This window comes from Streptomyces pluripotens, assembly GCF_000802245.2.
Lineage (GTDB): Bacteria > Actinomycetota > Actinomycetes > Streptomycetales > Streptomycetaceae > Streptomyces > Streptomyces pluripotens.
Map to the genome: position 1 here is coordinate 3,986,845 of NZ_CP021080.1, position 16,456 is coordinate 4,003,300.

Genomic DNA, 16,456 nt, shown 5'->3' on the forward strand with positions numbered 1-16,456 from the left:
CTCGTCAACGCAACGGGCTCTCCACAAGCCCCAGTTCGGGCCCGCGTCCGGTCCTCATGCTATCGCCAGCGGCCAGGGGGACGGAATTCGTGATCCTCGGTAGCGGTAACGCGTAGTGCGCACCTTTGCCGGGTCAAATAGATCCCGTTCCTGCCCTCTGGGCCACCATTCGCCACCGCAGTAACGGCGACGCAGTTCCTTCCAGTTCATTCGGCGGTGCTTGCTACGAATCCATTTGATGACCCGACGCCATGCGTAGGCGCTCAGGTATTGGAAGGTAGCGCTAGACACCCCCGGCCGGAAGAACATGGTCCAACCTCGCAACACCGAGTTGAGTCGGCGTAGGAGTTCGTCCAATGGTTGGTTTGTGTTGACCTGTCGGCAGATCGTCTTGACCTTGGCCATGACGGCGTGAAGTGCCTTCTTGGCTGGGTAGGTGTAGACGTACCATCGGTCCGTGCCCTTCTTGCGATGGCGTTGGATGCGCCACCCCAGGAAGTCCACGCCCTCATTGATGTGGGTGATTAGGGTCTTCTCCTCTGACAGGTGCAGCCCCATTCTGCTGAGCACCTGTGCTGCCTCTTCCTTGAGGGTGTAGGCGTCTTCCTTCGTGCCAGTAACCGCAATCACCCAGTCGTCCGCGTACCGGCAGAGCCGGTAATTAGGCAGACCGCGGCGACGGCGCTTCGCTCGCTCGTTAGGTGTAGACGCTGGCCCTCCTGGCGCCTGGGCGAAGTGCTCGTCCAGGACGGCGAGGGCGACGTTGCTGAGCAACGGCGACAGGATCGAACCTTGCGGAGTACCGGATCTACTCTCCTTCAACGAGCCGTGTTCCGTGAGGATGCCCGCTTTCAGAAAGGCTTTCACCAGCACCAGGACGCGTCTGTCCCCGATCCGAAGGCGCACCCGGTCCATAAGGGCCGGATGGGCAATCTCGTCGAAGCAGGCCCGGATGTCACCCTCAACCACCCATTCGTAAGAGTGGGAAGTCAAGTGTCTTACCTCGGACACCGCGTCGTGGATCCGATAGTTGGGGCGGAATCCGTACGAGCACGGAAGAAAATCTGCCTCAAAGATTGGTTCCATCACCAGCTTCAGGGATGCTTGCACCACCCGATCGCGGATCGTACTGATTCCCAGGCGTCGACGCTTTGTCGACCCCGGTTTCGGAATCAGTCGCTCCCGTGCCGGAAGCGGCAGGAAACTGCGATCCTTCAGAGAGGAACGCAGCGCGCCGAGAAAACCCTCGACGCCCTGCTGCAGCGAAATGGACGCAGCCGTACGGCCGTCCACCCCAGCGGTTTTGGCTCCCCTGTTACTCCGAACCCGGTCCCATGCGACAAGCAAGAACGCGGGGTCGGTCACGAGGTTGTACAGGTCGTCAAACCGCCGATGAGGATCATCTACGGCCCAACGGTGCAGCTTGGTCTGGATCTCCAGTACCCGGCGCTCGGCCTTCATCAAGGCCCACTCCAGTTCGTCGGTATTCACCAACGCCCTCCCGGCATTCCAGTTCCCTCCCTGCTGACTTGCTGGCCCCCTTCGCCGTGTACGCGCCTTTCGCGCGCTCGGACTACTACGGGGCCTCCGCCCCACTCCACGGCCAACAGCCGACAACGGGCCTGCCCATCACCGCACCGGATGTCCGGCGAGAGGGCGACCGGGAGTGGTTCCCACGTTCACTAGGAGTCGTTCGGCCAGGTCGGCGTCCAGCTCTATCCCGGCAGCATCGCCACGCCTACACCGCAGGTATTCAGCGTGGCCTCTGAGCCGTTTCACCGCGGGCGGCTTCAGAGTCGGCCCATCTCCTTGGAGGACGGGTCGCGTACTGCAACCCCGGCCCATATCCGCCAGGTTGGAGCCGGGAGGTACTGTTACGGGACTTCGGACGCTGATTCACTTTCGTTACGCCTTCTGGCCTTGCTAGCCGGACCCGAGCCGTCTGGCAGTGCCGACTCGTCCCGACGTTGTCGAGGCTGCTTCCCGCCCTCCTCAGCGTTCCCTGAGTTGGACTGCCTCCAGCTTCAACCGGGCCTCTACGGCGGTCCGGCGGTGGGGATTCGCACCCGCACACGATCTCCTAGCGCCTCGTGGCGCACGCGGTGGTTGTACCAGTCGATCCACTCGGCGGTGGCCAGCTCGACCTGGGAGAGCGTCTTCCAGGGTCGCTGGGGTTTGATCAGCTCGGTTTTGTACAGGCCGATCGTGGACTCCATCAGGGCGTTGTCGTACGCGTCACCGACGGATCCGATGCTCGCCGCGATGCCGGCGGCGTCCAGGTGCTCGGCGAGGCGGAAGCTCGTGTACTGCGACCCGGCGTCCGAATGGTGTACCAACTCGCCTGGCTGTATGGGGTGTTGGTCCCGGTCGCGCTGCCAGATCGCCATCTCCAGGGCGTCCAGCACGAACACCGTCTCCTTCACCGTGGCGGCCGACCAGCCCACGATCCGGCGCGAGAAGGTGTCCACGACGAACGCGACATAGACGACGCCGGCGAAGGTCTTCACGTGCGTGAAGTCGGCTACCCAGCAGCGGTTTGGGGCGCCGGCGACGAACTCGCGGTCGACAAGGTCGGGGGCCCGCTCGGCCTGCCCGCCGGGGATCGTGGTGATGACGCGTTTGCCGCGCACCGCGCCCTGGATGCCGAGCTCGCGCATCAGGCGCTCGACGGTGCAGCGGGCCACCGCATGCCCCTGCCGGTTCAGCTCGCGCCAGATCTTCCTCGCTCCGTAGACACGGTAGTTGGACGTGTAGACCTCGTGGATCCTCTCCTTGAGCTCCTCGTCACGCACGGAACGGGCAGAGGGGGTTTCGAGGCGTTTCTTATGGGCGTAGTACGTGGAAGGGGCGATCTGGCAGTCGTGTGCGGTGAGCGTTCTGCAGATCGGCTCGACCCCGCCGAAGCGGTCCCGGTGCTCGTCGATGAACGCTACGAGCGCGTGTATGGCCGGTCGAGCTCGGCCGCGAAGAAACTCGCCGCGGCCTTCAGGATCTCGTTCGCCCGCTTCAGCTCAGCATTCTCCTTCTTCAACGCCTTGAGCTGGGCGGACTCCTCCGTCGTCGTCCCTGGACGCTGCCCCGCGTCGATCTCGTACTGCTTCACCCAGTTCCGCAGCGTCTCGCGGGAACCAATGTCGAGCTTGTCCACCACCGCCTGCAGGGCGGCCGTCTCGTTCGGGTAGTCGCCGCGCACTTCGGCAACCATGCGCACCGCGCGACGGCGCAGCTCAAGCGGGTAACGGGAGGGTCGTGCCATGACTCAATCCTTTCACGGAATCGAGTCTCTACCTGACACGGGGCGGTTCAAAGGGCTGTCCGACCTACGGCTGGACAGCCCACGACAAGATCTTCAGCAGTCTTCTAGATGATCTATTCCAATGGGTCGCTCCGGCTGTTCGTCAGCTCAGTTGCCGTACTGAGATGAGGAGATGACGGTGGTCTTCGCGTGCCGCATCATCCTCGTCCGGGACGCCACTGAGTAGTGCTCGCTGGCCGGGGCCCAGAAGTTCAAAGCGCACTTGGGAGGCGTTGAAGGAGCTGAGGGCTTCCAGCAAGTACGCGGGGTTGAAGGCGACAACCAGGTCATCGGCGTCGGCCAACGTGGCCGCGAGCTGCTGCGAAGCGATGTCGTCTTCGTACCCCGCTTGCAGGAGGACGGTTCCCTGGGCGGAGAAGCCGAGCCGGATCGGGCTGTTCGGCTCCGCGACGACCGCGACACGGCGGACCGCGTCGGCGAGCGCCTCCCGTTCGGCGACCGCGACTGCCGGGCTGTCCAGCGTGAACAACTTGTCGTAGCGCGGCAGTCGCCCCTCCAGCAACCGCAGTGTGGTATGCATCCCGGTTCCCTCGAAGGCGATCAAGCCACCGCCCGCGCCACCCGTGCCGTTCAGCCCGATGCGGATCAGCCCCGACTTCGCCAGCGCACGGGAGATCTCGGTCAGCCTGCGGCCGGGAACCACTACCTCCACCGCGTCGGAAGCCGCCCCATCCGGCTTCCACGGCACCACACGCACGGCATACCGGTACCGGTCCGTAGCGGCCAACGTCATGGACTCGCCATCCAACCGGAGCTGGATCCCTGTGAGCACCGGGAGGGAGTCGTCACGGCCAGCGGCTATCACGACCTGTGCGACCGCCGCTGCGAATTCTGCCGCATCCAACGTTCCGCGAAAGGCGGGAAGCTCGGGAAGGGCCGGATACTCCTGCATGGGCAAGGTCGACAGCCCAAAGCGCGTACCGCCCCCTTCCATCGTGAAACGCCGTCCTTCCAGCGCGCACGTCACCATCTCATCGGGCAATACCCGGCAGATATCCAGCAGTCTGCGCCCGAGCACGAGCACTCGACCGGCTGTCAGTGTCTCCGCCGGGACCTCGATGGTCGCGGACGCCTCGTAGTCGAAGCCTGAGATACGCAGCCGTCCCTCCGCCGCGTCCAGTATCAAGCCGCCCAACACAGGCACGGGCGAACGTGCGGGCAACGACCTGGCCGCCCAGGCCACGGCCTCGGCGAGAGCGCCTCGCTCGATCCAGAACTCCATCCGTACCTCCCCCATCGCGTTGCACCATTTGGTCCGCGCACGCTATCTGTCGCCACCGACAACGCTCGGTCCGTCCCGGCACACCAGGGCGGGGGAGCCCACGACTTGGTGGTGACGCCCGACTTGGACTCCCTTGCGACCGCGCTCTGTGCGAAAACCGGCGTGGCTCCGCCACGCTCGCTGCCACCTGCGGCGTCTCTTCCCGTACCTGCCCCAGCGACCCGGCTACAACAACCGGCTGCGCCAGGTCGCCGAACCGCTCCGCCGTGAGGGACGGTGGAGTCCGCACCCGTAACGGGCAGTGACATGGGTGCCAGGTTCACGACGCTGCCGCGGCCCAGGGGCGGTGTCCGGCGCGCTCGCCCCGGTGATGAGGGTGGCAGTAGGAGCCGGGACCGTGCCGGTGCCGGTGATCACCCGGCGGCCACGCACTTGTGGTGCCTGCCAGGGCGGCGCACTGTGCTCGCTTCGCGCTGTCGACCATGCGATCGCTGTCGGATGCCGCGTTGGCCAGGCACGCGCAGCACACGGCCAGCAAGAGAGCGTTGGCCAGGAACGGCAGGCTGCGGCGGGCGGGAGGCGGCGCCAGCAGGGCCCGTACCCGCTGAGGCACCTCCCCGCCGGTCACGGCAAGGGCGGGGCGGGGCGCTCCGGCGGACGCGAGGGCGGCGCGGCCGACCGCGCGGGCGACGACCGCGCGGTCGCCGACCCGCACGGCGGCCTCCTCGTCGGCCCAGCGCTCCAACACGAAGGCGCCAGTGTCGGCGAGGGGGCGCAGCAGCGGGTTCAGGGCCGTCGTGAGCCGCCACAGGCTCAGGAAGAGGTGGTGTCTGCCGCGGAGGTGGGTCCGCTCGTGCGCCAGCAGGGCCTCGCGCTCGTCGTCGCCGAGGCAGCGCAGCATGCCCCGGGAGACCACGATCCGTCCGGGTGCTCCGGGCAGGGCGAACGCCAGCGGAGCGGCGTCGTCGACGACGGCCAGCTCCGTGTCGCCCCTTAGTGCTGCGCACTCCCGTTTGGCCCGGACGATCTGCTGGACCTGGCGGAGGGCGGCCACGCCGAGCGAAACGACGCTTGCGGCCAGGACGAGCGCGCTGACGGCTGCGACGACGACGTCCACCGGGTCTTCGGCGCGCAGCGCGGTCACGGACCAGTGGCCCTCGGCCGCGACCTCGGGGATCTGCGCGATGCCGGTGAACGCCAGCAGGGCGAGCGAGCCGGTCCAGCCGACCGCCGTGACGAGTGCGATGCAGGCCAGGGCCCAGGCGGCGGGGCGCGGCGTCAGCCGCCGTGCGAGACGCGGCGCGATCAGCGTCAGGACGGCCGTGATGACGAAGGGTACGTAGACGCTGATCAGCACCGGCGCTCACTGCCTCCGGTCGGAACGCTCGTCGCGGGCTTCGTGTCTGGAGAGCAGTTGCTGCAGCAACTGTTCTTCCTGCGCGGAGAGTTCGGACACGAAGCGGGTCAGCACGGCCTCGCGGTCGGTACCTTCCTCCAGCAGCGATCGCATGCGTCGGGCCGTGTGCGACGCCTCGTCGCGGACCGGTGTGTAGGCGTATCCGCGGCCTTCCCGGTTCCGTACGAGCATGCCCTTCTCGTAGAGGCGGGACAGGATGGTCAGCACGGTGGTGTACGCCAGGTCGCCGGACAGTCGGTCGAGAACCTGGCGGGCGGTCAGCGGGCCGTCGGCGGCCCACAGCGCGGCCAGGACGTCGCTCTCCAGTTCGCCCCGCGCCCGCCTGCCGGATCCGCCGGGGACGTTCTCGTCCGTCGGGTCGCTCACTGTCCGCCTTTCTTCGCCTTCGGCAAGAGAGGCTACCCGGCCGTCTCCTACTAGTTGTAGGAGGTATGCTCCGGGCTTCGAAACGCGAACTACTACATCTTGTAGAGTTCCCAGCTCTCCCGACGCGCGGAGGACCGACCCATGCCCCACGCCGGACGCACCCTTCCCAGGACGGTGCCCGCAGGTGCCGTGCCACGTCCGAGAGGTGAAGCGACACCCTCGGGCCGGATCGCGATCATTTCCGCGAGCATCGGCGCGGGGCACGACGGCGCCGCCGGCGAACTCGCCCGCCGCCTGACCGCGGACGGCTTCACCGTCGACCGGCATGATCTGCTGGACCTGCTGCCCGCCCGACTCGGCCGAGGCGTCCAGGACGGGTACCACCGGATGCTGGTCCGCGCTCCTTGGCTCTACCAGCGGATCTACGCCAGCACCGAGCGCGCCCGAGGCGGTGGCCCGGCAGCGCGGGCACTGCTGCGCTCCGCCGAGGACCGGGTGCTGCGCGCCCTCGCCCCGGGAACCGGCGCGGTCGTCTCCACCTATCCCGGAGCCAGCCGAGTACTGGGAAACCTGCGCCTGTCCGGACGGCTGGCCGTGCCGGTCCTCACCTACCTGACCGACTTCTCCGTGCACCCGCTGTGGGTGGCGGACGGCGTTGACGTCCACCTCGCGGCCCACGCCGTGCCCGCCGCCCAGGCGCGGGCCGTCGGCGCCCGGGATGTGCGAGTCTGCGGACCGGTCACCGGCCCGCGGTTCACGCCCTGCGCCGGACGGGAACGCGATCGCGCGCGGGCCAGGTTCGGGCTGCCGCCGCGCAGTCCGCTCGCCCTGTTGGTCGCCGGCTCCTGGGGCGTTGGACCGGTCCGGAAGGTGGCCCGGGAAGTGCGTGAGTGCGGCGCCGCCGTGCCGGTCGTCGTCTGCGGCCGCAACGAGGCCCTGGCCGAACAGTTGCGCGCGGACGGCATCGAGCACACGTACGGCTGGGTGGACGACATGCCCGGCCTGATGCACGCCGCCGACGTACTGGTCCAGAACGCCGGCGGACTCACCTCCTTGGAGGCGTTCGCCGCGGGCCTGCCGGTCGCCAGCTACCGCTGCATACCCGGCCACGGCCTGACCAACGCCGCTGCCCTGGACGAAGCCGGGGCGGCGGTGTGGATCCGCGATCCTGCCGACCTGAAGGCCGCGCTGCACGACCTGATCGAGGGCCCGCGCGGGCCACGCCAGCGTGCGACGGGCCTCGCCCTGTTCGCCGGGGCACCAGGTGGAGGCCCGGCGGCCGAGATAGCCCGCGTGCACCACTCGGGGCTGCAGCCCAGCCCAGGGCCCGAGGCGCGCCGACGCCCCACGCCCCGCCGGCTCGGCACCACGGTCGCGATCGCATGCGCTGTATGGGCGTGCGCCGTCGGCATCGGAATCGCGACGACGTACGACGGCCCGGGGCTGGCGCACGCCATCGGCCACGGCCTCGACCTGGACGACCACGCCCCGCATCACGCCCCCCGGACGGAAGGCCGCCACTCATGACCCTCGCCGGCCCCCTCCGCACGGCCGCACTGGCCGCCCTGCCCGCACTCGCCGCCGCCCATGCCGCACCGGTGGTCTCCACCTTCGGACCGCTGCGCAACCGCCTCATGCCCCACCTTGCGGGCCGAGGCCGTCCGGACCACGTCGCTCTGACCTTCGACGACGGACCGGACCCTCGCTCCACTCCGCTCTTCCTGCGGCTGCTCGCCGAGCGCGGGGTGCGTGCCACCTTCTTCCTGCTGGGCGGGCAGGCGCACAGCTCGCCCGGCCTGGTCCGAGAGATCGCCAGCGCGGGTCACGAGATCGGTGTCCACGGCTGGCTGCACCGCCCGCTGCTGCTGCGCGGCCCCCGCGCCACCCACGACGACCTGGCCCGTGCCCGCGACACCGTCGCCAGGATCACCGGGCGCCAGCCCAGGTTGTTCCGGCCGCCCTACGGCGTCATGTCGACCGCGGCCCACCTCGCGGCCCGGCGGCTCGGCCTCACTCCGGTGTTGTGGACCTGCTGGGGGGAGGACTGGACGGCCCGGGCCACCCCGGAGTCCGTCCACCGCACGGTCGCGCGCGATCTGGACGGCGGCGGAACCATCCTGCTCCACGACTCCGACTGCACCTCGGCCCCGGGCGCCTGGCAGTCGGCCCTGGGCGCCCTGCCTCGCATCCTCGACACCTGCGCGGAACGCGGCTTTGAGGTCGGCCGGCTGCGTGACCACGGGTGGCCTTCACTCGAAAGGGCGCCCTCCGCTGCGGCACTCGGCGCGGCCACCGATGGCCTGGAGCTCAGTGGACCGTCTACTTTTGTGTAGTCAATCGTTTCCGTCCGTCCGCCCAGGCCCGTCTCCGTCGTCGGGAAAGGCTCCAGCATGCCCCCACCGCCGCACACGGCCGCGCCGCCGGCCGTTCCGCCCTTGAAGGTGAAGGGGCATCCACCGACGACTCCGCCCTGCACGGCCCTGCGGCACCGAGCACGCCGCTCGTCCCGCGGGAGCACCACGAACATGATCATTTACGTGCCCTTGCACATACCGGCGTTCCTTCCCGCCTCTGCCCGTGTGACGGAAGAAGGACGCTTTGGCCCCTCGAACCACCTCCCAGCCGCCCACCTCCCAGCCGCCTGTTGACCGGGCCGCCAACTGGTTGCGACGTCGGCTCGGCCGCGCGGTCGTCCTGTCCTACGCTGCCGCGCTGTTCTTGCCGGGCCCCGGACTGTGGCTGCGCCGGACCCACTCGCTCTCCCTCGGCGGCACGTTCCACCTGCCCCTGTCCACCGCACCCCTGCTGCTCTCCCTGGTGCTCTTCTCGGCCGGGCTCCAGGTGCCCGTACATGCGCTGGGCGGCCTGCTGCGACGCCCGATCGCCCTGCTGGCCGGCCTCGCGCTGCACTTGACGATCCCGCTGCTGGCCATTCCAGTCGTCGCGTTCCTGCTGCGCGAGACTCCCGACTCCGATGGCGGCAGCGGACTGGTCACCGCGATGATCCTGATCGTGGCGATGCCCGTCGCCGCCGGGGCCACCGTGTGGACCGGCAAGGGCGACGGCGACCAGCCGACCATGGTGGGGCTCGTCCTCGCTTCCACCCTGCTCAGCCCCCTCACCATCCCCTTGGTCATCAGGGCCCTGATGCCGCTCCTCAGCGACGACTACGCGGACACCCTCACCCGGACCGTGCACGCCACCCACGGCGGATTCGCCCTCCTGGGCGTGGTCCTGCCGTGCGCGGCGGGCATCCTGTGCCGCCTGGCGCTGTCCGTGCCGCGGCTCAGCCGGCTGCTCGGCACCGTCGTACCCGTCGCCCTGTACGGCTCGCTCGTCCTGACCTACGTCAACGCCAGCGGCGCCTTCGGCTCCTTCCTGGCTCGGCCACGCCCGTTGCTGTTCGCCGCCGCACTGGCCGTGGCAACCCTGGTCTGCCTGCTGTCCTTCGCGGCCGGCCGCTGCGCCGGCCGCCTGCTGAGACTGGACGCCCCTGCCGCGTCGTCCCTCACGCTGGCCTGCGGCATGAACAACAGCAGCGCGAGCGCGGTCCTGATCACGACCACGCTGCCCGACAAACCGCACCTGCTCCTGCCGGTCCTCGCCTACGGACTGCTGCAGAAGACGGCCGCCAGCAGGGTGGTGCGCGGACGGCGGTCACCTGCCCCCCGTGCGTACCCATCGGCTCCCGCGTCCTGACCGGCGTCAAGGGCGTCCCTGACCGGCGTCAAGGCTGCTCCTACCGGTGCCAGAGGGCCGCTGCGCGGGCTCACAGCCGCTCCGAGCACACGGCACCGGGTCGTAGACGGCACCCGGTCGTAGTACCCCGGTACCACCTGCTCCCCACTGTTCAGTCCCCGGTACCACCGGATTTGGAAGACGCGGACCTAGCGTGGTCAAGGAGGCGTCGGGCGTTTCGGGCGCCGGAGTCCGAAAGAGAGAATGCGAATGATCGAGGCACAGCGGCTCACCAAGAGGTACGGGGAGAAGACAGCCGTCGACGGTCTGGACTTCACCGTGAAGCCGGGCACGGTGACCGGCTTCCTGGGGCCCAACGGTGCGGGCAAGTCCACGACGATGCGCATGATCGTCGGGCTGGACGCGCCGACGAGCGGTTCCGTCACGGTGAACGGCCAGCGTTACGCCCGTCACCAGGCACCGCTGCAGGAGGTCGGGGCGCTCCTGGAGGCGAAGTCCATCCATCCGGGCCGCTCGGCCTACAACCACCTCCGTGCCCTTGCGCTCACCCACGGCATTCCGCGCCGCCGGGTCGACGAGGTCGTCGAACTCGCCGGGCTCAGCAGCGTCGCGAAGAAGCGGGCCGGCGCCTTCTCCCTCGGCATGGGGCAGCGGCTCGGCATCGCGGCGGCCCTGCTCGGCGATCCGCAGACGGTGATGCTGGATGAACCCGTCAACGGACTGGACCCCGAGGGCGTCCTTTGGATCCGGAACCTGCTCACCTCCCTCGCGTCCGAGGGACGGACGGTGTTCGTCTCCTCGCACCTGATGAGCGAGGTGTCACTGGTCGCGGACCACCTGATCATCGTCGGGCGTGGCCGGCTGCTGGCCGACACGACCGTGCAGGACCTGGTCCGCGAGGCGGGTGGCGACACCGTGCAGGTCGCGACGGACGACCCCGCGCGGCTGCGGGACGTACTGGCCGGACCGGACGTGGAGATCACCGGACGCATCGGCTCGGAGGAGCTGCAGGTGTCCGGGCTGTCCGCCCGCGAGATCGGGCTGAAGGCGGCCGAGCACGGGATCCCCCTGTTCGAGCTGACTACGAAGGCGGTGTCGCTGGAGGAGGCATTCATGGAACTGACCAGGGACGCCGTGGAGTACCACGGTTCCACGACCGGCACCGAGACCTCTGGGAGCGCGGCATGAGCACCCTCACGGCAAACCCCGAGACTCCCGAGACCGCCCCGGCCGCGTCGGCCCGGCCCACCTACCGGGTGACCGGGCGGCGGGTGCTGTCCTCGGAGTGGGCCAAGCTCTGGTCCCTGCGCTCCACCTGGATCACCCTCGGCCTGGGCCTGCTGTTCCTCATCGCCTTCGGCGTCATCGCCGCGAGCCACTACAAGTCCAATCTCGACTCCGGCCGCCACATGCGCGGTGACTTCGCCACCGCGACGGCGGTGAGCCTGTCCCTCTTCGGCACGAACTTCGCGCAGTTGGCCCTCGGCGTGCTCGGCGTACTGGTCACGGCGGGCGAGTACTCCACCGGCATGATCCGCTCGACGCTGGCCGCGGTGCCGCGCCGGCTGCCCGTGCTGTGGTCCAAGGCGGCGGTGTACGGGCTGGTCGCGCTGGTGGTCGGGACCGTCGGCGCGTTCGTCGCCTTCCTCATCGGCAGCCAGATCGTCTCCGGCACGCCCGCTGCCATGGGCCTCGGTCACGCCGGCGTCGCCCGCAGCCTGCTGGGCGCGGGGCTCTACCTGGGCCTGGTCGGTGTGATCGGCGCCGCTCTGGGTGCGCTGCTGCGGTCGGTGGCCGGTGGCATCTCGGTGCTCGTGGCCGCCCTCATGCTCGTACCGGGGCTGGTCTCCCTGCTGCCCAGCTCGTGGCAGGGGAACATCGACCCCTACCTACCGAGCCACGCGGGTGAGTCGATCTTCGCCCTCACGCACGACTCGACCACCCTGTCGCCCGGTGCGGGGCTGCTGGTCTTCCTCGGCTGGACGGTGCTGGCGCTGGCCGGGGCGGCGTACCGGCTGGTGCGCAGCGACGTGTGAGCGGCAGTCACCCGCATCATGGGTCGGTGACCTCCGTGACCACCGTGACCCCCGAAGACCTCAGCGCCATGGGGCCGCTGGTCGCCCGGCTCGGCCGGGCCGGCCAGCGGCTTAGGCACGCCGACCAGGCCCGTCCGTGGGTACTGGACACCGCAGTGGTGGCCCTGGTCTTCCTGATGTTCTGCATGCCGGACTTGCTGCACGCGGTCGGCGCGATCGGTGGGGACGGCGACGGCAATGGCCCGCGCCGCTTCCGCCTGGCCCACACCCGGCTGCCGGTGGCAGGCATGCTTGCCCTGCAAGCGGGGCTGGTGCTGCCGCTGCTGTGGCGACGCCGGGCACCCGCCGTCGCCTTCGGTGCCATCACGGCCGTGTTCGTCCTCCAGTGGTCGCTCGGCGCCGCGCTCCGTGCGGACGTCGCCCTCTTCGTCGCCCTGTACAGCCTGGCCCTGCACGGGCGGCTGCGGCAGCTGCCGTGGGCCTGTGCGGCCATGGCGGGCGCGCTGGGCCTGGTCGCGGCGCAGGTTTCGGCGGCGGTGCCGGTGTGGGACGCGCTCTTCTTCCTGCTCAGTACGGCAACGGCGGCTCTTGCGCTCGGCCTGATGATCCGCATCCGGCGGGCGCAACTGGCCGGGCTGCGCGATCGCGCAGCCCGGCTGGAGATCGAACGCGACCAGCGGGGCAGGCTCGCCGTCGCGGCCGAGCGGGCGCGGGTGGCCCGCGAGATGCACGACATCGTCGGCCACAACCTGTCCGTCATCATCACACTCGCCGACGCGGGCGCCTATGCCACTGCCGCCTCCCCGGAGCGGGGGAAGGAAGCCCTGCACCTCATCGGTGACACCGGTCGCCAGGCTCTGAGTGAACTGCGGCGGGTGCTCGGGGTACTGCGTGCGGCGGACGGTCCGCGGACCGAGCCGGAACTGAGCCCGCAGCCCGGTCTCACGGACATCGACGCGCTGTGCGAGGGGGTACGGTCCGCCGGCCTGGAGGTCGTCTACCGAACCGCCGGAGACATCGACGCCCTCGACAGCGGGGTGCAGCTGACGGTCTACCGCATCGTGCAGGAGGCCCTGACGAACACCCTCAAACACGCCGGCGCCGGCACCCGCGCGAACCTGGCGATCGTCGTGGAGGACACTCGGTTGACGGTCACCGTCGAGGACTTCGGCCCGCCCGCCCCGGTTGGCCGACCCCGCACGGCGAACGAGGAAGGACACGGCCTGGTGGGCATGCGAGAACGGGCGGCGCTCTACGGAGGGCACATCAGCGCTGGCCCGGCCGGCGCCGGCTGGACGGTGCGGGTCGCACTCGACCTCGCTCCCCGGGGCGGTGCTGCTCGGTGACCACCGTGCTCATCGTGGACGACCAGCCGCTTCAGAGGTACGGCTTCCGCATGCTCCTCGACTCCGTACCCGAGACGGAGGTGGTCGGCGAGGCCGCGCAGGGAACCGAGGCCGTCCGCAAGGCTGCCGGACTCCGCCCCGACGTCGTCCTCATGGACGTACGCATGCCGGGCATGGACGGCATCGAGGCCACCCGCCGCATCGTCGCCGCCGGCGACCGTTCCAGGGTCCTGGTCCTGACCACCTTCGACCTCGACGAGTACGTCTATGCGGCCCTGCGCGCCGGGGCCAGCGGCTTCCTCCTCAAGGACGCCCGTCCCGAGGAACTCCTCGCGGGTATCCGTGCCGTGGCTGCCGGCGACGCGGTGATCGCCCCCGCCCTCACCCGTCGCCTGCTGCACGAATTCGCCCGGCTCGTGCCCGCCGACGTCGACGGCTCTGCCGCGGATCCGAGACTGGCGTCCCTCACCGACCGCGAACGCCAAATCCTCGTCGCCATCGGCAAGGGCTGGTCCAACGGCGAGATCGCCACCCGCTTCGTGCTGTCGGAATCCACGGTGAAGACCCATGTCGGCCGCGTCCTGTCCAAGATCGGAGCACGTGACCGCATCCAGGCGGTGATCTTCGCCTACGACCACGGCCTGGCCCGGCCGCAGGCGGGTTGAGCCGACCCCGGGGGATCTGGGCGCCGTTCGGCCGGTCGCTGCGGGGCGGCGGCGGGTGCGGCGACCGACGGCGCTGCTCGAAGACCAGGCCAGGCCCGGGGCGTCGTCACGGGTCCGCCGTGGACCTGCTGTGCCGTACCGGTTCGCCGGGGATGTCGATCCCGCTCCGGACGATACTGGCGTGCGTGAATCGGCTCATGCGAATCAACCGGGGCGCGCGCGCTGTGTGGAGGTACATCTGCAGTGCCCCCGGCACGTACGTGTGGCTGTTGGTCCTTTTCGTCACGACCGTCGCCCTGCACCACATGTCGCCGCAGTTCGAGCAGCACTTTCTGCGGCAGCGGTCGACCAACATCCACGAGCTGTCGCGCACCCCGGTACGCGTGTTGGTGGCGAGTGCCATGTGGATCGACGGCGGACACTGGGTGCCGTACGCCTTCCTGTACACGGTGTTCCACGCGCCGGCCGAGCGCTGGCTGGGCACGGCCCGCTGGCTGGCGGTGTGCGCGCTCGCGCACGTCCTGGCCTCGCTGATCAGCGAACTGGGCCTGTTGCTGGCGATCCAGGACGGCATCGCCCCGCCTTCGGCGGTCAACACCCTGGACATCGGGGTGAGTTACGCGCTGGCCGGGGTCGTGGCGGTGCTCACCTACCGGATCGCCTCACCCTGGCGGTACGGGTACCTGCTCGTGGTGCTGGCCAACTTCGGGCTTCCGCTGGCGTCCGGGCCGACCTTCACCGACTTCGGGCACTTTGTCTCCGTGCTGATCGGACTGGCCTGCTATCCGCTGACCAGAGGGCGCGGAAAAGCATGGAATCCGAAGGAGACACTGGCCGCCCTGAGGGGTTAGCGTCCCGGCCATGAGCAGCTCAGCGAGCAGTGCCGTCAACGGCGGTGTCTCCTTCTGGTTCGCGGACGACGGTCTGCCGGTGGTGCGGGAGCCGCTGTCCGGGGACGCGTCGGCGGACGTGGTGATCGTCGGCGGCGGATACACGGGCCTGTGGACCGCGTACTACCTGAAGAAGGCGGCCCCCTTCCTCCGCATCACGGTCCTGGAGCAGAAGTTCTGCGGGTACGGTGCCTCCGGCCGCAACGGCGGCTGGCTCTACAACGGCGTCGCGGGCCGTGACCGGTACGCGAAACTGCACGGCCACGAGGCAGCCGTACGCCTGCAGCGGGCGATGAACGACACCGTGGCCGAGGTGATCACCGTGGCCGGGGCGGAGGGCATCGAGGCCGACGTGCACCGCGGGGGCGTTCTCGAAGTGGCGACCACTCCCGCCCAGCTGGCCCGGCTGCGGGCCTTCCACGAGCACGAGCTGGCGTACGGCGAGAAGGACCGGGAGCTGTACGGAGCCCGGGAGACGGCGGAACGGATCAGGATCGCCGACGCCGTCGGTTCGGCCTGGACCCCGCACGGGGCCCGGCTGCACCCGGTGAAGCTGGTGAAGGGGCTCGCGGGTGTCGTGGAGGGGCTCGGAGTGACCGTCCACGAGTCGACGCCGGTGACGGAGATCCGGCCCAAGCACGCCGTCACCCCGTACGGCACCGTCCGTGCTCCGTACGTCCTGCGCTGCACCGAGGGCTTCACCGCGTCCCTGAAGGGCCAGAAGCGGACCTGGCTGCCGATGAACTCTTCGATGATCGCCACCGAGCCGCTGACCGGGGAACAGTGGGCGGGGATCGGCTGGGATGGCCGCGAGACCCTTGGTGACATGGCGCATGCCTACATGTACGCGCAGCGCACGGTCGACGGCCGGATCGCGCTTGGCGGCCGTGGGGTGCCGTACCGCTTCGGTTCCCGCACCGACAACGACGGCCGTACCCAGGAGGCCACGATCGAGGCGCTGCGGGAGATCCTGACCCGCTTCTTCCCGTCGCTGGCCGGGCTGCGGGTGGAGTACGCGTGGTCGGGTGTCCTCGGGGTCCCGCGTGACTGGTGCGCGACCGTGACCCTGGACCGTTCCACCGGGCTCGGGTGGGCGGGCGGCTACGTCGGCTCCGGCGTGGCTACCGCCAACCTGGCCGCCCGCACTCTGCGCGACCTGGTCCAACAAGACTCGGGGCAGGGCGGCCGGACCGAGCTGACCGACCTGCCGTGGGTGAACCACAAGGTGCGCAAGTGGGAGCCGGAACCCTGGCGCTGGCTGGGTGTACAGGGCCTGTACGCCACCTACCGCGCCGCGGACCAGCGTGAACGCCTCCGCCCCGGCATGGAGTCCTCCCGCCTGGCGCGTGCGGCCGACCGGGTTGCGGGACGGCACTGACCGGTGCGGACGCACTGCCCGGCCGGTGCGTCCGGTCGGCATCCGGGCGTGCCGGGGCCGCTGGACTTGGTATCCGTCCGGATCACCCGCTCGTCCGGATCACCCGCCCGGGCGACGGCCG

The 16,456-nt window shown here is 69.8% G+C and carries 14 protein-coding genes and 1 pseudogene; 10 read left to right on the forward strand and 5 right to left on the reverse strand.

Features of this window, described 5'->3' with window-relative positions:
- Positions 1-54: 54 nt before the first annotated feature.
- The 3 genes from ltrA to dnaN form a co-directional block, all read right to left on the reverse strand.
- Positions 55-1,491, reverse strand: a complete 1,437-nt coding sequence (gene ltrA / locus LK06_RS18095; protein WP_086083388.1) for a group II intron reverse transcriptase/maturase — start codon at positions 1,489-1,491, stop codon at positions 55-57.
- A 545-nt stretch (positions 1,492-2,036) separates the two neighbouring features.
- Positions 2,037-3,256, reverse strand: a protein-coding gene (locus tag LK06_RS18105; RefSeq protein WP_411572778.1) for an IS3 family transposase whose coding sequence is annotated in 2 segments (ribosomal slippage) — positions 2,037-2,974 and positions 2,974-3,256 — 1,221 coding nt in all. Because the reading frame shifts where the segments join, the coding sequence is not laid out codon by codon here.
- A gap of 142 nt (positions 3,257-3,398) precedes the next feature.
- Complete coding sequence (gene dnaN / locus LK06_RS18110; RefSeq protein ID WP_039654763.1) at positions 3,399-4,538, reverse strand: DNA polymerase III subunit beta; 1,140 nt, start codon at positions 4,536-4,538, stop codon at positions 3,399-3,401.
- Between the two features lie 163 nt (positions 4,539-4,701).
- Here dnaN and LK06_RS35315 point away from each other — a divergent pair.
- Positions 4,702-4,806, forward strand: a pseudogene (locus LK06_RS35315) (IS982 family transposase); the annotation flags it as partial.
- A 51-nt stretch (positions 4,807-4,857) separates the two neighbouring features.
- On the opposite strand, the gene LK06_RS18115 reads toward LK06_RS35315, so the two are convergent.
- Together LK06_RS18115 and LK06_RS18120 are read right to left on the reverse strand one after the other, a co-directional pair.
- Positions 4,858-5,895, reverse strand: a complete 1,038-nt coding sequence (locus LK06_RS18115) for a M56 family metallopeptidase (RefSeq protein ID WP_071659272.1) — start codon at positions 5,893-5,895, stop codon at positions 4,858-4,860.
- A 6-nt stretch (positions 5,896-5,901) separates the two neighbouring features.
- Positions 5,902-6,321, reverse strand: coding sequence for a BlaI/MecI/CopY family transcriptional regulator (locus LK06_RS18120; protein WP_052270093.1), 420 nt, complete (start codon positions 6,319-6,321; stop codon positions 5,902-5,904).
- Between the two features lie 189 nt (positions 6,322-6,510).
- Between LK06_RS18120 and LK06_RS18125 the strand changes: the two genes are divergently transcribed.
- The 9 genes from LK06_RS18125 to LK06_RS18165 all read left to right on the forward strand — a co-directional run bounded on the left by LK06_RS18125 (position 6,511) and on the right by LK06_RS18165 (position 16,335).
- The gene (locus LK06_RS18125) at positions 6,511-7,848 is read left to right on the forward strand and encodes a glycosyltransferase (protein ID WP_234367446.1); all 1,338 of its coding nucleotides are present in this window, start codon (positions 6,511-6,513) and stop codon (positions 7,846-7,848) included.
- Entirely contained in the window at positions 7,845-8,654 is an 810-nt protein-coding gene (locus LK06_RS18130) for a polysaccharide deacetylase family protein (RefSeq protein WP_078858750.1), read from the forward strand. Before LK06_RS18125 ends, LK06_RS18130 begins: the two co-directional genes overlap by 4 nt.
- A gap of 265 nt (positions 8,655-8,919) precedes the next feature.
- Positions 8,920-10,020 (forward strand): bile acid:sodium symporter family protein, encoded by a 1,101-nt coding sequence (locus LK06_RS18135; protein WP_052270094.1) that lies wholly within the window; start codon positions 8,920-8,922, stop codon positions 10,018-10,020.
- A gap of 249 nt (positions 10,021-10,269) precedes the next feature.
- Positions 10,270-11,208 (forward strand): ABC transporter ATP-binding protein, encoded by a 939-nt coding sequence (locus LK06_RS18140; RefSeq protein WP_039654766.1) that lies wholly within the window; start codon positions 10,270-10,272, stop codon positions 11,206-11,208.
- Complete coding sequence (locus LK06_RS18145; RefSeq protein WP_039654767.1) at positions 11,205-12,056, forward strand: ABC transporter permease; 852 nt, start codon at positions 11,205-11,207, stop codon at positions 12,054-12,056. Before LK06_RS18140 ends, LK06_RS18145 begins: the two co-directional genes overlap by 4 nt.
- 68 nt (positions 12,057-12,124) lie before the next feature.
- On the forward strand, positions 12,125-13,402 hold the full coding sequence (locus LK06_RS18150) for a sensor histidine kinase (RefSeq protein WP_174673993.1): 1,278 nt from the start codon (positions 12,125-12,127) through the stop codon (positions 13,400-13,402).
- Positions 13,399-14,067: a response regulator gene (locus LK06_RS18155; RefSeq protein ID WP_039654768.1), complete on the forward strand. Its 669-nt coding sequence runs from the start codon at positions 13,399-13,401 to the stop codon at positions 14,065-14,067. The genes LK06_RS18150 and LK06_RS18155 overlap by 4 nt, the downstream gene beginning before the upstream one ends.
- Before the next feature lie 197 nt (positions 14,068-14,264).
- Positions 14,265-14,918 (forward strand): rhomboid-like protein, encoded by a 654-nt coding sequence (locus LK06_RS18160; protein WP_174673892.1) that lies wholly within the window; start codon positions 14,265-14,267, stop codon positions 14,916-14,918.
- Between the two features lie 10 nt (positions 14,919-14,928).
- Positions 14,929-16,335, forward strand: a complete 1,407-nt coding sequence (locus LK06_RS18165; protein ID WP_043432731.1) for an NAD(P)/FAD-dependent oxidoreductase — start codon at positions 14,929-14,931, stop codon at positions 16,333-16,335.
- Positions 16,336-16,456: the final 121 nt, after the last annotated feature.